Below are 15,900 nucleotides of genomic sequence, written 5' to 3' on the forward strand. Positions count from 1 at the left end.
GGAGGCACCACATGGCACCCGGAACCCGTCCCGAGGCGCTCGCACCCGACGGCACGAGCCCAGCCCGACGCGTCGACCCCTGGACCGTCGCGCTGTGCTGGATCACCGTCATGCTCGAGGGCTACGACCTCGTCGTGCTGGGCGCGATCATCCCGACCCTGCTCGACACCAAGCACCTGGGCTTCACCGCCGGCGACGCGACGACCGTCGCGACGCTGTCGCTGGTCGGCGTGGCCATCGGCGCCATCTCGGTCGGGCCGCTGAGCGACCGGTTCGGCCGCCGCAAGCTGCTCATCGGCTCGGTCGTGCTGTTCTCGCTGTTCACCATCGCCGTGCCGTGGGCCGACTCCATCGCCATGTTCGCCGCGCTGCGGTTCATCGCCGGCCTCGGCCTGGGCGCCTGCATGCCGGTGTCGCTCACGCTGATGGCCGAGAGCCTGCCGGCGCGCCAGCGCGCCCGGGCCAGCACGCTCACCATGACCGGCTACCACACCGGCGCCGTCATCACGTCCCTGCTGGCGCTGCAGTTCGCCAGCCACTGGCAGTGGCTGTTCTACGTGCTCGGCGCCGTCGGTCTGGCCATCGCGGTCCTCCAGTGGTTCAAGCTGCCCGAGTCCGAGGCGTTCCTGGCCGCCGCGGGCGGCGCCGAGCGCAAGAAGGTGCCGTACACCGACCTGCTGAAGCCGACCCTGCTGCGCGCGTGCATCGGCGTCTGGGTCGCCTCGTTCATGGGCCTGCTGCTCGTCTACGGGCTCAACACGTGGCTGCCCCAGCTCATGCGCTCGGCCGGCTACGCGGTGCCCGAGGCGGTCACCCAGCTGCTGATCCTCAACGCCGGCGGCATCGTCGGCCTGGTCGTGGGCGGCTTCGTCGCCGACCGCCGCGGCATCAAGTGGACCGCGCTCGTCTGGTTCGCCGTCGCCGCCGTGATGCTCGCGCTGCTCAGCATCAAGATGGACAGCGACCTCGTGCTGAGCGTCGTGGTCTTCTTCACCGGCGTGTTCGTGTTCTCGGCCCAGGTGCTCGTCTACGCCTACGTCACGAACTTCTTCCCCGCCGACATCCGCGGCACGGCACTCGGCTCGGCGTCCGGCATCGGACGCATCGGCTCGATCGTCGGCCCGACGATCACCGGCGCGCTCGTGGCTGCCGGCTGGGGCCACCCGTGGGGCTTCTACTTCTTCGCGCTGGTCGGCGTCTTCGCGGTGGCGGCGGTGGCGACGCTGCCGCGCGGGACGGCCGCCGACGCCTGAGCCCGGCACCACGGACGACGCCGCCGGCCGCCACCCGAGAGGTGGCGGCCGGCGGCGTCGTCGCGTCGGTGGGTCAGACGGCGGCGAGGGCCTGGACGGCGGAGGCGAAGAAGCCCAGCCCGTCCGTGCCCGGACCGCAGAGGTCCTCGACCGCGTGCTCGGGGTGCGGCATGAGGCCGACCACGTTGCCGCGCTCGTTGGTGACGCCGGCGATGTCGCGCAGCGAGCCGTTGGGGTTGGCGCCGACGTAGCGGACGACGACGCGTCCCTCGCCCTCGAGCCGGTCGAGCGTCTCGGCGTCGGCCACGAAGCCGCCCTCGCCGTTCTTCAGCGGCACGGTGATCTGCTGGCCCTGCTCGTACGCCCGGGTCCACGCGGTGCCGGCGTTCTCGACGACGAGCTCCTGGTCGCGGCAGACGAACGTGCGGTGGTCGTTGCGGATCAGCGCGCCGGGCAGCAGGTGCGACTCGCACAGGATCTGGAAGCCGTTGCAGATGCCGAGCACCGGCATGCCCTTGTTCGCGCCCTCGACTACCTCGGTCATCACCGGGGCGAAGCGGGCGATGGCACCGCAGCGCAGGTAGTCGCCGTAGCTGAAGCCGCCGGGCAGGATGACCGCGTCGACGCCCTTGAGGTCGTGGTCGCCGTGCCACAGCGCGACCGGCTCGGCCCCGGCGAGGCGGACGGCGCGCTGGGCGTCGACGTCGTCGAGCGAGCCCGGGAAGGTGACGACGCCGATCTTCACGCGTCCACCTCGACCCGGACGGTGTAGTCCTCGATGACCGGGTTGCTCAGCAGGGTGCCGGCGATGCGCTCGACCTCGGCCAGCGTGGCCTCGTCGGCCTGCGCGACCTCGAGCTCGAACCGCTTGCCCTGGCGGACGTCGGTGACCCCGGTGAAGCCCAGGCGCGGCAGCGCGCCGTGCACGGCCTTGCCCTGCGGGTCGAGGATCTCGGGCTTGGGCATCACGTCGACGATCACACGGGCCACGGGGCGCTCCTAGGAAGACGAGGGGGCAGCACCCTCATCGTACCCAGGACGCGCCCCGGGCCCGACGCCGTGGGTCAGGACAGCTCGCGCTTGAGGATCTTGCCCGTGGACGTCATGGGCAGGGAGTCCACGACCTGGACGACGCGCGGGTACTTGTACGCGGCCAGCTGCTCCTTGCTCCAGGCGACGATCTCGTCGGGGTCGACCTCGGTGCCGGGCGTGGGCACCACGAACGCCTTGATCTCCTCGCCGTGCGACTCGTGCGGGACGCCGATGACCGCGCACAGCGAGACCGCCGGGTGCGTCATCAGCACCTCCTCGATCTCGCGCGGGTACACGTTGAAGCCTCCGCGGATGATCATGTCCTTGGAGCGGTCGACGATGTAGTAGAAGCCGTCGGCGTCCTTCTTGGCCAAATCGCCGCTGCGGAACCAGCCGTCCTGGATGGCCTCGGCCGTCGCCTCGGGGCGGTTGTAGTAGCCCTTCATGACGTTGTGGCCCTTGATCGCGATCTCGCCCACGGCGTCCGGGTCGTCCGCGACGTCGGACCAGTCGGGGTTGATCAGCTTCATCTCGACGCCGGGGATCGGGACGCCGATCGAGCCCACGCGCGGCTCCTCGCCGTAGCGCGAGAACGAGGCCACCGGCGACGTCTCGGACAGGCCGTAGCCCTCCAGGATCGTCACGCCGAAGCGCTCGCGGAACTGGTGGTGGATCTCCTTGGGCAGCGCGGCGCCGCCGGCCACCGCGACGCGCAGGTTCTTGGCCAGCGACTCCACGTCGACGGTGTCGTCCAGCGCCGTCAGCAGGCCCCAGTACATCGTCGGGACGCCGGCGAAGAAGGTGACCTTCTCGCGCAGCATGAGACCGATCGCCGGCGCCGCCTCGAACCGCGGCAGCATGACGACGGTGCCGCCGTAGGCCATCGAGCCGTTCTGGATGACGGTCTGGCCGAAGGAGTGGAACAGCGGCAGCACGCACAGGTAGGTGTCGGGCTGCGACGCGTCGGCGTTGAACAGCTCCGCGCCGGAGGTGGCGTTCGCGCGCATGTTGCGGTGGCGCAGCTCGGCGCCCTTGGGCTGACCGGTGGTGCCGGACGTGTAGAGGATGACGGCGGTGTCGTCGTCGTCGCGCTCGACGGTCTCGAACGTCGGCGGCTGCTCGTTCACGAGCGGGGCGTAGTGCTCGGGGCCCTCGAGCGGCGCGGGGGCGGCCGAGTCGAGCTTGATCAGGAAGAACTCGGTGCAGCTCTCGGCCTGCTCGAAGCCGGCCCACGCCTCGTCGCCGATCGCCAGGTCCGGGGTGCCCTCGAAGGCGAAGTAGGCCTTCGCGTCGGAGTCGGCCAGGTGGTAGGCGACCTCGCGGCCCTTGAGCAGGATGTTGAGCGGGACGACCGTCGCGCCGGCCTTGAGGATGCCGAAGTAGATGATCGTGAAGTACGGCAGGTTCGGGCACGAGAGGGCGACCTTGTCACCGGGCTTGATGCCGCGCGAGACCAGCAGGTTGGCGACCTGGTTGGCCGCGCCGTTCACCTGGGGATAGCTCAGGGTCGTGTCGCCGAAGACGATCGCGGTGCGGTCGGGGTAGCTCGCGGTGGCATCGTCGAGCAGGGTCGCCAGGTTGGTCATGGATGGTGCTCCCTCAGGTGAGTGTGACCGTCGTCGCACTCACTCTAGTGGCGGGGGCCACACCCCTGACGGGGGCGTCAGAACGTCCGGCCCGTGAGCTGCTCGTACGCCTGGACGTAGCGGGCCCGCGTGCGCTCGACGACGTCGTCGGGCAGCCGCGGCGGCGCCTGGTCGCCGTGCCGGTCCCAGCCGCTCTCCTGCGTGAGCCAGTCGCGGACGTACTGCTTGTCGAACGAGGCCTGCGCGCGTCCGGGCGCGTACGAGTCGGCCGGCCAGAAGCGCGAGGAGTCCGGCGTCAGCACCTCGTCGCCCAGCACGACGGTGCCGTCGGCGCGGCGGCCGAGCTCGAGCTTGGTGTCGGCCAGGACGATGCCGCGCTCGCGGGCGACGGACTCGGCCCGGGCGTACACGGCCAGGCTGAGCTCGCGCAGGCGCTCGGCGTGCTCGCGACCGATGGTGCCCACGACGTCCTCGAACGAGACGTTCTCGTCGTGCTCGCCGATCGCGGCCTTCGTGGCCGGCGTGAAGATCGGCTCGGGCAGGCGGTCGCCGTCGACCAGGCCGGCGGGCAGCCGGACGCCGCACACCTCGCCGGTGGCCCGGTAGTCGGCCAGGCCCGACCCGGTCAGGTAGCCACGCACGACGCACTCGACCGGGAACATGTCGAGCTTCTCGACGACGAGCGCGCGGCCGCGGACCTGCTCAGGCACCTCGGTGGAGACGACGTGGTTGGGCACCAGGTCGGCCAGCTGGTCGAACCACCACAGCGACATGCGGGTGAGGATCTCGCCCTTGTCGGGGATGCCGGGCTCCAGCGAGAAGTCGTAGGCCGAGATGCGGTCCGAGGCGACCATCAGCAGGTTGCCGTCGGCGAGCTCGTACAGGTCGCGCACCTTGCCCGAGTGCAGGTGGGTGGCGCCGGGGATGTCGAGGGGCACGGCAGCAGCCTAGTGGGGCCGGGCCGGGGACCCACCGCCGTCTCGCCCGTCCCGCCCACGCTGGGCGTGACGTTGTGGTGGCGTCCCTCGGCGTGTCGCCGCAACAACGTCACGCCCAGCGAGGAGGGGGCCGACGCACGAGGCGGCCGGCCCGGGCTCGGGGGAACCTGGGCCGGCCGCCGGCGTGGAAGGCAGCCCGCCCCCGATCGGGGGGACGGGGCGGGCCGCCGGTCTGAGGGCTCAGCGCACGGTGCGGATGAGCTTCTTGTTGACGAACTCGTCCATGCCGAAGCGGCCGAGCTCGCGGCCGAAGCCGGAGCGCTTCACGCCGCCGAACGGCAGCTCCGCACCCTCGGCGCCGACGCCGTTGACGAAGACCATGCCGGTCTCCAGGCGGTCGGCCACGCGAGCGGCCTGGTCGGCGTCGTCGGTGAAGACGTACGAGCCCAGGCCGTAGGGCGTGTCGTTGGCCAGGGCGACCGCCTCGTCCTCGTCGGCGGCCTTGAAGACCATCGCGACGGGGCCGAACAGCTCCTGGTGGAAGACGTCGTCGCCGGGCTTCACGCCGGTCAGGACGCCGGGCGGGAAGTGCGCGCCGCGTCGCTCGCCGGCGCTCGTGAGCTCCGCGCCCTGCTCGACGGCCCGCTGGACCTGCTGCTCGAGGTTCGCCGCCGCCTGCTCCGAGGACAGCGGGGCGAGCCCGTCGGCCGACGCCAGGATGCCGGCGGTGAACTTCTCGACGAAGTCGTCGTAGAGGTCGGCGGCCACGATGAACCGCTTGCCGGCGTTGCAGGCCTGCCCGGTGTTGTCCAGGCGGGCCGCGACGGCCGCCTCGACCGTCTCGTCCAGGTCGCTCGCGCCCAGGACGATGAACGGGTCGGAGCCGCCCAGCTCGAGCACGACCTTCTTGAGGTGGCGTCCGGCGATCTCGGCGACCGCCGCGCCCGCCCGCTCGGAGCCGGTGAGCGAGACGCCCGCCACGCGCGGGTCGGCGATGATGTCGGCGACCTGCTCGTTGGTGGCGTAGACGTTCACGTAGGCGCCCTCGGGGAAGCCGGCGTCGCGGTACATCTGCTCGATGGCGGCGGCCGACTCCGGGCACTGCGGGGCGTGCTTCAGCACGACCGTGTTGCCCGTGGCCAGGTTCGGCGCCGCGAAGCGGGCGACCTGGTAGTACGGGAAGTTCCACGGCATGATCCCGAGCAGCACGCCGACCGGGCTGCGGCGCACCAGCGCCGAGCCGTCGCCGCCGAGCAGCTCGACCGGCTCGTCGGCCAGCAGGCGCTCGGCGTTGTCGGCGTAGAACGCGTGGATCTCGGCGCTGAAGTCGACCTCGCCGAGGGCGTCCTCGAGCGGCTTGCCCATCTCGCGGACGATGATCGCCGCGAGCTCGTCGCGCCGCTCGGTGTGCAGCTCGCCGACCCGCCGGACGAGCGCCGCGCGCTCGGCCACCGTGGTCGTGCGACCCCACCGGGACGCCGCCTCGTGCGCGGACGCCACCGCCTGCTCGACGTCCTGCGCCGTCGCCGTGGGGTACTCCTGGACGACCTCACCCGTGGCGGGGTCGGTCACCGCGTAGATCGTGCTCATCACGCCTCCTTGGTCTGGTGCGACGAGCCTGCACCAGCCTCGTGCCTCAGCGCCAGCAGGGACACCAGGTCGTACGCCACGTGCGAGGCCGCGACACCGGTGATGTCGGCGTGGTCGTAGGCCGGGGCGACCTCCACGACGTCCGCGCCGACGACGTTCAGGCCCCGGAATCCCCGCAGGATCTCGAGCAGCTCGCGGCTGGTCATGCCGCCCGCCTCGGGGGTGCCGGTGCCGGGCGCGTGGGCCGGGTCGAGCACGTCGATGTCGATCGAGACGTAGACCGGGCGGTCGCCGAGTCGCTGGCGCAACCGGTCGACGACCTCGACGACGCCCTGGTGGTAGACGTCGGCGGACGTCACGATGCCGAAGCCGAAGCGGCGGTCGTCCTCGAGGTCCTTCTTGCCGTAGAGCGGTCCGCGGGTGCCGACGTGGCTGAGCGCCTCGGTGTCGAGGATGCCCTCCTCCACCGCGCGGCGGAACGGCGTGCCGTGCGTGTACTCGGCGCCGAAGTAGGTGTCCCAGGTGTCCAGGTGGGCGTCGAAGTGCACGAGCGCCACCGGACCGTGCCGCTCGGCGGCGGCCCGCAGCAGCGGCAGCGAGATCGTGTGGTCGCCACCGATGGTGACCAGGCTGCGGCCGTCCGCGGTCAGGTCGAGCGCGGCGGCCTGGATGGTGTCGACCGCCTCGTCGATGGAGAACGGGTTGACCGCCACGTCGCCGGCGTCCGCCACCTGGGCCACGTCGAACGGCGAGACGTCCAGCGCCGGGTGGTACGGACGCAGCAGGCGCGAGGCCTCGCGGACGTGGGTGGGCCCGAAGCGGGCTCCCGGCCGGTACGAGACGCCGGTGTCGAACGGGATGCCGGCGACGACGATGTCGGCCCGCTCGACCTGGTCCAGCCGCGGCAGCCGCGCGAAGGACGCCGGTCCGGCGTAGCGCGGGGTGAGCGAGCTGTCGATCGGTCCGATGGTGCTCATGGGGTCCTTCCGGGTCAGGCGGTGACGGCGGCGGCCGGGCGGCCGGTGCGCTCGTCGACGATCGGGTGGTCGGCGGCCGGGGCCGTCGGGACGAGGCGCGAGCCCTCCGGGCCGTACGCGTCACGCGGCTCGGGGAAGACGACCAGGAGCGCCGGGTAGAGCAGGGCGGCCAGGCCGATGCCGATGGGGATGGACAGGTCGACGCCGTTGGCGAGCTCGCCGAGCGGACCGACGAACTGGCCGGGCAGGTTCACGAACGACAGCGCGAGCGCGGCGGGCACGAGCCAGCCGACCAGGCCGCGCCAGTTCCAGCCGTGGCCGTACCAGTACCGTCCGCCCCTCTGGCGGCGGTTGAAGACCTGCAGCGAGTCCGAGTCGTACCAGCCGCGGCGCACGAACCAGCCGATCATCATGACGACCATCCACGGCGCGGTGCAGGTGACGATGAGCGTGGCGAACATCGAGATGCTGGTGACGACGTCGAAGGCGAAGCGGCCGACGAAGATGAACGCGATCGCGATGGTGCCGATGAAGAGCGTCGCCTGCACGCGGCTGAACCGCGGGAAGACGCTGGAGAAGTCCAGGCCGGTGCCGTAGAGCGCGGTCGTGCCGGTCGACATGCCGCCGATGAGGGCGATGAGGCACACGGGCAGGAAGTACCAGCCGGGCGAGACCTCGAGCAGGCCGCCGACGTAGTTGTTGTCGGCCAGGAAGTCCGGCGCCTGCGTGGCCACGATGGTGGCGGTGACCAGGCCGAACAGGAACGGCACGATCGTGGCGACCTGCGCGGCGAACGCGGCGGTCATGACCTGCCACGAGGGCGTCTCGCGCGGGATGTAGCGGGCCCAGTCGCCCAGGAAGGCGCCGAACGACACCGGGTTCGACATCACCACGAGCATCGCGCCGACGAACGCCGGCCAGTAGCCGAGCGTGCCCGGCTCCAGCGCCCCGGCGTAGCCCGCGTCGAAGGCGCCGGCGAACGCGAAGGCGCCCAGGACGAACATGAGCGTCGCGGCGACGACGGCGATCTTGTTGATCAGCAGCATGAACCGGAAGCCGTAGACGCACACGGTCAGCACCAGCACGGCGAAGACGCCGTAGGCGAGGCCGAGCGTGACGTCGTTCTGCGGCAGGCCCACGGCGCGGTTGGCGCCGCCGACGAGGGCGTCGCCCGAGCTCCAGACCGAGATCGAGAAGAACGCGAACGCGGTCAGCAGCGACAGGAACGAGCCGACGACACGTCCGTGCACGCCCAGGTGGGCCGAGGACGTGACGGCGTTGTTGGTGCCGGTGCGCGGGCCGAAGACGGCCATGGGGGCCAGGATCAGCGCGCCGGCCAGCAGGCCGGCGACGGTGGCCAGCAGGCCGTCCCAGAAGCCCAGGCCGAACAGGATCGGGAAGGTGCCGAGCACGACCGTGGCGAACGTGTTCGCACCGCCGAACACGAGCCGGAACAGGTCGAACGGACGGGCGGTGCGCTCGGCGTCGGGGATCGGCTCGACGCCGTGGACCTCGACCTCCGTCGCCTTCGGGGGCGTCGTCGTGGGGATGGACATGGTCGGCTCCTTCAGAGGCCGGCGGGGACCGGCGAGAGGTGCTCGTGCACGGCGACGACGCTGTCACCGTCCAGGGCGAACACGATGGACTCACGCTCGCGCGTGGTGGTGCTTCCCCCCGGGGAGCTCGTCGTCGTCTCGACCGCGTGGGTCAGGACGGCGACGTCGCCGAGCAGCTGGACCAGGCGGTCCGTGCTGGTGCACGCCTCGACGCGCCAGCCCTCGGCCAGCCAGCCGGCCCACGTCGCCTCGTAGGCGGCGCGGTCGGCGAGCAGCGCGGGCTCGGTGTGGAACGCGAACGTCGCGTCCGGCGCGAAGCAGGCGAAGTACGCGTCGGTGTCGGTGGCGGCGAAGGCGGCGACGAGCCGGTCGGCCGCCGCCAGGACGGCCTCGGTGGTCAGCGTGCTCATCGGATCTCCTCGCCTCGGACTGTGCTCGGCGTCACTGTAAGGACGGCGCGAGGGCGCCGACAAGCAGTTCGTTCGCCGCAGCCTGGTCCTGACGAACGATCTGTCGCCTCAGGCCGGACGTGCGTGTACGATCACGTCTCGACCACGCCACGGCACGACCGATGTGCATGGACGATCAGGCGGAAAAAAACTACGGGCAGGAGCGGTCGTGGACGAGCTCGACGAGGCGATCGTGGCCCTGCTGGAGGCCGACGGACGCCTGACGCACGGCGACGTGGCCCGGGCGGTGGGGCTGTCGCGCTCGGCCGCCGCGGCCCGCGTGCAGCGCCTCGTCGGGTCCGGACGCGTGGTCGTCCGCGGCGTCGTCCACCCCGCCGTGCTCGGCCGCGGGTCGCTCGCCTACGTGGCGCTGGCGGTGCACGGGCCCGCGGCGCCGGTCGCCGACGCGGTGGCCGAGCGCGACGACGTCGCCTTCGTCTCGCTCACCACCGGCCGGCACGGCGTCGTGGCCGAGCTGCGCGCCGAGTCGCCCCTGGCCGTCGACGAGGCGGTCGCCCAGCTGCGCACCCTCGACCACGTCCACGGCGTCGACACGCTGGTCTACGTGGAGGTGGCGCGCGACGTGGTCGGCCCGGTCGGCGCCGTCGACCACGCCGTCGACGCGACCGACCTCGCCCTGCTGCGGGCGCTGCAGGACGACGGGCGGGCGTCGTTCGTCGAGCTCGCCGGGCTGGCGGGCATCTCGGCCGCGGGCGCGCGGCGCCGCGTGCTGCGGATGCTGCAGGCCCAGGTCGTCCGCGTCGGAGCGCTCGTGCGCCCGACCGGCCACGACGGGCGCAGCGCCATGGGCATGGGGCTGCGGCTGCACGGCGACCAGCGTGAGGTCGTCGCGGCGCTGGCCGAGATGCCGACCGTGACCTTCGTGGCCCGGACCCTCGGCCGCTTCGACCTGCTCGTCTCGATGCGCGGCTCGTCGACGGCGCAGCTCGTGGACGCCGTGGAGCTGCTGCGCGCGCTCCCCCAGGTGCACGAGGTCGAGAGCTGGACCCACCTGCGCGTGGTGAAGGAGTCGTACGCGCTGGGCCAGCTCGGCGTCCCCGCCGCGCCCGGACCCGAGCTGGTCTAGAGGATCGCGCCGGGCGTGTAGCCGGCCGCCTGCGGGTGGCGGGCCGCCCACTGCTCGACCTGCGCGACGACCTGCGACACCTGCGACACGGCGGCACCGGTGAACGACAGCGGCTCGGCGACGAGCGAGCGCAGGTCGTCCGCGGTGAGCCCGAGCCGCTCGTCGGAGCCCAGGCGCTCGAACAGGTCGTTGTCGGCGGTGCCCTGCTCGCGCATGCCGAGCGCGACCGAGACCGCGTGCTCCTTGATCGCCTCGTGCGCCTGCTCGCGGCCGACGCCCGCACGGACGGCCGACATGAGCACCTTGGTCGTCGACAGGAACGGCAGGTAGCGGTCGAGCTCGCGCTGGACGACGGCCGGGAAGACCCCGAACTCGTCCAGCACCGTCAGGAAGGTCTCGAACAGGCCGTCGGCGGCGTAGAACGCGTCGGGCAGCGCCACGCGGCGGACGACCGACTCCGAGACGTCGCCCTCGTTCCACTGGTCGCCGGCGACCTCGCCGATCATCGAGGCGTAGCCGCGCAGCACGACCGCCAGGCCGTTGACCCGCTCGCAGGAGCGCGTGTTCATCTTGTGCGGCATGGCCGACGAGCCGACCTGGCCGGGCTTGAAGCCCTCGGTGACCAGCTCGTTGCCGGCCATGAGCCGGATGGTGGTGGCGACGTTCGACGGCGCCGCGACGAGCTGGACGAGCGCGGTGATCGCGTCCAGGTCGAGCGAGCGCGGGTAGATCTGGCCCACGGACGTGAACGTCCGGCTGAAGCCCAGGTGCTCGGCGACCCGGCGCTCGAGCTCGACCAGCTTGGTCTCGTCGCCGCCGAGCAGGTCGAGCATGTCCTGGCCGGTGCCGACCGGGCCCTTGATGCCGCGCAGCGGGTAGCGCTCGACCAGGTTCTCCAGCCGCTCGAGCGCGATCATCAGCTCGTCCGCGGCCGTCGCGAAGCGCTTGCCCAGCGTGGTGGCCTGGGCGGCGACGTTGTGGCTGCGGCCGGCCATGACCAGCTCGGCGTTCTCGGCGGCGAGGCGGCCGAGGCGCACCAGCGCGGCGACGCCACGGTCGCGCAGCAGCTCCAGCGACGCGCGGACCTGCAGCTGCTCGACGTTCTCGGTGAGGTCGCGCGAGGTCATGCCCTTGTGGATGTGCTCGGTGCCGGCGAGGGCGGCGAACTCCTCGATGCGCGCCTTCACGTCGTGGCGGGTGACCCGCTCGCGGTCGGCGATCGAGCCGAGGTCGACCTGGTCGACGACGGCCTCGTAGGCCTCGATGACGCCGTCGGGCGTCTCGACGCCGAGGTCGCGCTGGGCGCGGAGCACCGCGATCCAGAGCCGGCGCTCCAGGACGACCTTGTGCTCGGGCGACCAGATGGCGGCGAGCTCGGGCGAGGCGTAGCGGGAGGCGAGGACGTTCGGCGTGGTCACGGGCCCTAGTCTCTCGCACCCGGCCCGCCGCGCGGCAACAGCGCCGCTAGTCGAGCCCGTTCAGCACGTCCACGACCCCCAGCAGGTCGCCGCGGTCGTAGTTGTCGACGGCCACGTAGGCGGGCAGCAGCCCTCGCTCGTCACGGCAGCGCAGCAGGCGGGGCAGCAGCACGTCGCGGGCGTTGACGCGCTCGGCGTCGCTGACCCGGGAGGAGTAGTTGCTCAGCCAGTGGTTCACCAGCAGCAGCGACGCGTCGGCGGGGCCCCGGTTGGGCTCGCAGCTCATCTGGTCGGCGCTGCGGAAGCCGTACGGGGTGTCCTGCACCCAGGCGAAGCCGTCCAGGATCCACGGGTGGGCGTCGCCTCCACCGACGTTCTCCTGCAGGACGACCAGCCGGCGGCCGGAGTCGACCATCTCGCCCAGCGTCGGCCACGGCTGTCCCGCGCGCTGGGTGTGCACCATCGGCAGCAGGCCGGCGTCGTCCACCAGGGCGGCGAGGTCGTCGGGCGTCACCTCGTCCTGGACGAACAGGGTCACGACCTCGCGCGGGTGGTCCTCCATCCACCCTCGGACGTCGCGCAGCAGCGGCCCGAGCTCGGTCGCGCCGAGCTCGCACAGCGCGTGGCACAGGTAGACGCGCTCGGGGCCGCGCGGCACGGCGCCGAGCGCGTCGCGCACGCGCAGGGCGCTGTCGACGATCGCCGAGCCGTACGTCTCGGTCGCCTGGCGCAGCGCCTCCTCACGCGCACGCCCGGCGGTGGCCACGACCCCCTCGCGGTCGGTCTCGCGGCCGTACCAGGTGTCGACCAGGAGGACCCGGATGCCGTCGCGCAGCTGGCCCATGACACCGGTCGGCTGCTCGGCGAGGAACCAGCCCGGCTCGTCGCCCGCCGACATCGAGTTGTGCGTGGCGGGCTGGGCGACCTCGTCGTAGGGACGGTCGCACAGCGCCACGTGCCCGTTGCAGCCGTCGTCGTCCCCGCCGCCGACCAGGCTGGTGATCGAGCCCTCGCGCGGCCACACCGCGACCACCACGACCACGCCCACCAGCGCGACGGCGAGCCCCGCGGCCAGGGGCACGCGCACGTGGGCGAGCACCCACTGGGCGACGCGTCCGGGCTCGGGGCGCCGGCGGGCGAGGCCGTGGCCGAGCTGCCGCAGACCGTGCACGAGCGCGACGAACGCCAGGGCCACGACGGCGAGCCGCACGGTCTCCAGCGGACGCACCAGGGCGAGCACCGCCACGCCGACGAGCACGGCGCCCCGGACGAGGTAGGCCTGCGGGTCGCGTCGCACCAGGGCCAGCTGGTGCACGCGGTGGCCCACGTCGCGCAGGTCCGCGTCGGCGTCGATCGCGGCGGCGACCCGGACGACGTACCCGAGCCCGGCCACGAACGCGACGAGCGCCCAGAGGCTGGCGTCCTGGCTGTTCCAGGCCGCGGCCAGGAGCGCGCGGTCGAGCGTGGTCGTGTCCAGCACGGACGCGGCGAACCCGCCGGTGAGCGCGAGCCCGGCCAGCCCGCCGCCGGCCAGCAGCAGCCCCTGTCCGGTGGCGTCGACGAGGCGGCGCCCGCGACGCCCGTCGAGCCAGGCGCCGGCGAGCACGAGCGCGAGGCCCAGCAGCGGCAGCGACCACGACAGCGTGCCGACCAGGTGGGCGCGGGCGACGAACCGGTCCGTGACCGTCCCCGACCCGATCTCGGCCAGCCGCACGTCCAGGTCGTCGGGCAGGGTCGCCTCGACGTCCGGCGCGACGGTGGTCACCGCGGCCACGACGAGCGCCCCGACGTCGGCCAGCTGCAGGACGAGCCGGTCGCCCTCGCCGCCGGAGACGAGCGCGTCGTGCAGCGGGCGGACGGCGGCGCGCACCACGGGCGCCAGCGCCGGGCTCGAGACGAGGCTGTCGCCCACCGACTCCAGCAGGGGGCGCAGCGCGACGAGCTCGGGGTCGACCTCGATGACCCGGTCGCTGATCTCCACGCCGAGCAGCCGCGACACGTCGGCGTCGGTGCGGACGTCGTCGACGTGCCCGGCGAACCGGTCGGCGTCCAGCACCTGGCGGTCGACGTGGACCGCGACGAGGCCCGCCAGCAGGACGAGCACCCCGACGGCGGTCAGGACGCGGGACACGATGCGCACGGGAGCCTCCACGGGACGTGCCCCGGACGCTACTCCTGCGCGCGGGCCGCGGGTCAGTCCTGCGAGGCCTTCAGCGCGATGTCGCCGCGGTGGTGGGCGCCGCGGATGCTCAGCGCGTCCACCCCCGCGTACGCCCGCTCGCGCGCCTGGGCCAGGTCGTCGCCCGAGGCGGTGACGGCGAGGACGCGTCCGCCCGCCGTGACGAGCCGGCCCTCGGCGTCCAGCGCGGTGCCGGCGTGGATGACGTCGACGCCCTCGAGCGCGTTCGCGGCGTCCACGCCCTCGATGACGTCGCCGGTACGCGGCGACTCCGGGTAGCCCTCGGACGCGACGACGATCGTGACGGCCGACCCGCTGCGCCACTGGGGCAGCCCGACGCGGCCGAGCTCACCGGTGGCGGCGCCGTGCAGCAGGGCCGACAGCGGCGTCTGCAGCAGCGCCATGAGCGCCTGGGTCTCGGGGTCGCCGAAGCGAGCGTTGAACTCCACGACGCGGGTGCCGCGCGAGGTGAGCGCGAGGCCGGCGTAGAGCAGGCCCTGGAACGGGGTGCCGCGGCGGGTCATCTCCTTGACCGTCGGCACGAGCACGCGGCGGCACACGTCCTCGACGAGGTCGTCCGGCGCCCACGGCAGCGGCGTGTACGCGCCCATGCCGCCGGTGTTGGGCCCGGCGTCGTCGTCGAGCGCGCGCTTGAAGTCCTGAGCGGGCTGCAGCGGCAGGACGGTCTCGCCGTCGGTGATCGCGAACAGCGAGACCTCGGGACCGTCGAGGTACTCCTCGATGACGACGCGGTCGCACGCGAGCGCGTGGTCCAGCGCGGCCTGGCGGTCGTCGGTGACGACGACGCCCTTGCCGGCGGCCAGCCCGTCGTCCTTGACGACGTACGGGGCGCCGAACGCGTCCAGCGCGGCCTCGACCTGCTCGCGGGTGGTGCACACGTGGGCCATGGCGGTCGGGACGCCCGCGGCGGCCATGACGTCCTTGGCGAAGGCCTTGGAGCCCTCCAGCTGCGCGGCCTCCTTGCTCGGGCCGAAGCAGGCGATGCCGGCCTCGCGGACCGCGTCGGCGACGCCGGCGACGAGCGGCGCCTCGGGTCCGACGACGACGAGGTCGGCGCCCAGCTCGGTGGCGAGGGCGGCCACGGCGGCGCCGTCCATCGGGTCGACCGGGTGGAGCGTGGCGAACGCGGCGATGCCCGGGTTGCCCGGGGCGGCGTGCACCTCGGTGACGTGCGGGTCGCGGGACAGGGCGAGGGCGAGCGCGTGCTCGCGGCCTCCGGTGCCGATCACGAGGGTCTTCACGGACCCCGAGCCTAACGGCGTCCGGCCGCTGCCCGGGCACGGCGCCGCCGGACGAGCACGACGAGCGCGCCGCCGAGCGCCACGACGGAGGCTCCCCATGCCGTGGTCTCCCACGCCGTGCGTGGCGGCTCGGCCCCGCGCAGCCCGTCCTCGACCGGTTCCCGGACGACCGCCGGCCGGGCGACGGGGTCGGACGCGGAGGTCATCGAGCAGGCGCTCGTCGTCAGGTCCTCGGAGGCGCCGACGAGGTACCGCTCGCCGTCCTCCGCGTCGGCGTCGTTCGAGCTGATGACCGCGACGTACAGGCCCTCGGGCCAGCCCGGCTGCTCCTGTCCGGTCCGGACCCAGACCTCCGGCGCCAGATCGGGGCCGGACCACACCTCGCCGACGGCGAACCGGGTGTGCCCGTTGCTCGTCTCCTGCGCCGTGCCGACGAACACCACCGGCGAGCCCATCGGGTCGATCTCGGCGCAGGAGGCCGCGGCGGGCGCCGCGGGCAGCGCGACCGCCGCCCCCGTCGCGAGCAGGACGAGCAGCCCCCGAGACGCTGCCCGGCCGCTCACGACCCCACCC

General features: G+C 73.2%; 14 protein-coding genes. 2 read left to right on the forward strand and 12 right to left on the reverse strand.

Annotated features, from left to right (window positions below):
* The first annotated feature begins 11 nt into the window (after positions 1 to 11).
* Positions 12 to 1,253, forward strand: coding sequence for an aromatic acid/H+ symport family MFS transporter (locus E0W78_RS08460; RefSeq protein ID WP_131403417.1), 1,242 nt, complete (start codon positions 12 to 14; stop codon positions 1,251 to 1,253).
* Between the two features lie 73 nt (positions 1,254 to 1,326).
* Here the strand turns inward: E0W78_RS08460 and purQ are convergent, their stop codons facing one another.
* The 8 genes from purQ to E0W78_RS08500 all read right to left on the reverse strand — a co-directional run bounded on the left by purQ (position 1,327) and on the right by E0W78_RS08500 (position 9,342).
* Positions 1,327 to 1,998 (reverse strand): phosphoribosylformylglycinamidine synthase subunit PurQ, encoded by a 672-nt coding sequence (purQ, locus tag E0W78_RS08465; RefSeq protein ID WP_131403418.1) that lies wholly within the window; start codon positions 1,996 to 1,998, stop codon positions 1,327 to 1,329.
* Entirely contained in the window at positions 1,995 to 2,243 is a 249-nt protein-coding gene (gene purS / locus E0W78_RS08470; RefSeq protein ID WP_131403419.1) for a phosphoribosylformylglycinamidine synthase subunit PurS, read from the reverse strand. Before purS ends, purQ begins: the two co-directional genes overlap by 4 nt.
* 74 nt (positions 2,244 to 2,317) lie before the next feature.
* Positions 2,318 to 3,871 (reverse strand): long-chain fatty acid--CoA ligase, encoded by a 1,554-nt coding sequence (locus tag E0W78_RS08475; protein WP_131403420.1) that lies wholly within the window; start codon positions 3,869 to 3,871, stop codon positions 2,318 to 2,320.
* Positions 3,872 to 3,948: 77 nt separating this feature from the next.
* Positions 3,949 to 4,809, reverse strand: coding sequence for a phosphoribosylaminoimidazolesuccinocarboxamide synthase (locus tag E0W78_RS08480; protein ID WP_131403421.1), 861 nt, complete (start codon positions 4,807 to 4,809; stop codon positions 3,949 to 3,951).
* Positions 4,810 to 5,049: 240 nt separating this feature from the next.
* Complete coding sequence (locus E0W78_RS08485) at positions 5,050 to 6,399, reverse strand: NAD-dependent succinate-semialdehyde dehydrogenase (RefSeq protein WP_131403422.1); 1,350 nt, start codon at positions 6,397 to 6,399, stop codon at positions 5,050 to 5,052.
* On the reverse strand, positions 6,399 to 7,376 hold the full coding sequence (gene speB, locus E0W78_RS08490) for an agmatinase (RefSeq protein WP_131403423.1): 978 nt from the start codon (positions 7,374 to 7,376) through the stop codon (positions 6,399 to 6,401). Before speB ends, E0W78_RS08485 begins: the two co-directional genes overlap by 1 nt.
* 14 nt (positions 7,377 to 7,390) lie before the next feature.
* Entirely contained in the window at positions 7,391 to 8,932 is a 1,542-nt protein-coding gene (locus tag E0W78_RS08495; RefSeq protein WP_131403424.1) for a cytosine permease, read from the reverse strand.
* Positions 8,933 to 8,943: 11 nt separating this feature from the next.
* Positions 8,944 to 9,342: a nuclear transport factor 2 family protein gene (locus tag E0W78_RS08500; RefSeq protein WP_131403425.1), complete on the reverse strand. Its 399-nt coding sequence runs from the start codon at positions 9,340 to 9,342 to the stop codon at positions 8,944 to 8,946.
* A 208-nt stretch (positions 9,343 to 9,550) separates the two neighbouring features.
* On the opposite strand from E0W78_RS08500, the gene E0W78_RS08505 reads away from it, so the two are divergent.
* The gene (locus tag E0W78_RS08505; protein ID WP_131403426.1) at positions 9,551 to 10,468 is read left to right on the forward strand and encodes an AsnC family transcriptional regulator; all 918 of its coding nucleotides are present in this window, start codon (positions 9,551 to 9,553) and stop codon (positions 10,466 to 10,468) included.
* Here E0W78_RS08505 and purB read toward each other — a convergent pair.
* The 4 genes from purB to E0W78_RS08525 all read right to left on the reverse strand — a co-directional run.
* Positions 10,465 to 11,886, reverse strand: coding sequence for an adenylosuccinate lyase (gene purB, locus E0W78_RS08510; protein ID WP_131403427.1), 1,422 nt, complete (start codon positions 11,884 to 11,886; stop codon positions 10,465 to 10,467). The two genes, E0W78_RS08505 and purB, sit on opposite strands and share 4 nt — an antisense overlap.
* Before the next feature lie 46 nt (positions 11,887 to 11,932).
* Positions 11,933 to 14,026, reverse strand: coding sequence for a hypothetical protein (locus E0W78_RS08515; RefSeq protein WP_131403428.1), 2,094 nt, complete (start codon positions 14,024 to 14,026; stop codon positions 11,933 to 11,935).
* A gap of 53 nt (positions 14,027 to 14,079) precedes the next feature.
* A complete protein-coding gene (purD, locus tag E0W78_RS08520; protein ID WP_131403429.1) occupies positions 14,080 to 15,327 on the reverse strand; it encodes a phosphoribosylamine--glycine ligase in 1,248 nt (415 codons plus the stop codon).
* An 11-nt stretch (positions 15,328 to 15,338) separates the two neighbouring features.
* Positions 15,339 to 15,900: hypothetical protein (locus tag E0W78_RS08525; protein WP_207392683.1), on the reverse strand; the 562-nt coding region annotated here is incomplete at its 5' end.

The organism is Aeromicrobium sp. IC_218 (genome assembly GCF_004336805.1).
Lineage (GTDB): Bacteria > Actinomycetota > Actinomycetes > Propionibacteriales > Nocardioidaceae > Aeromicrobium.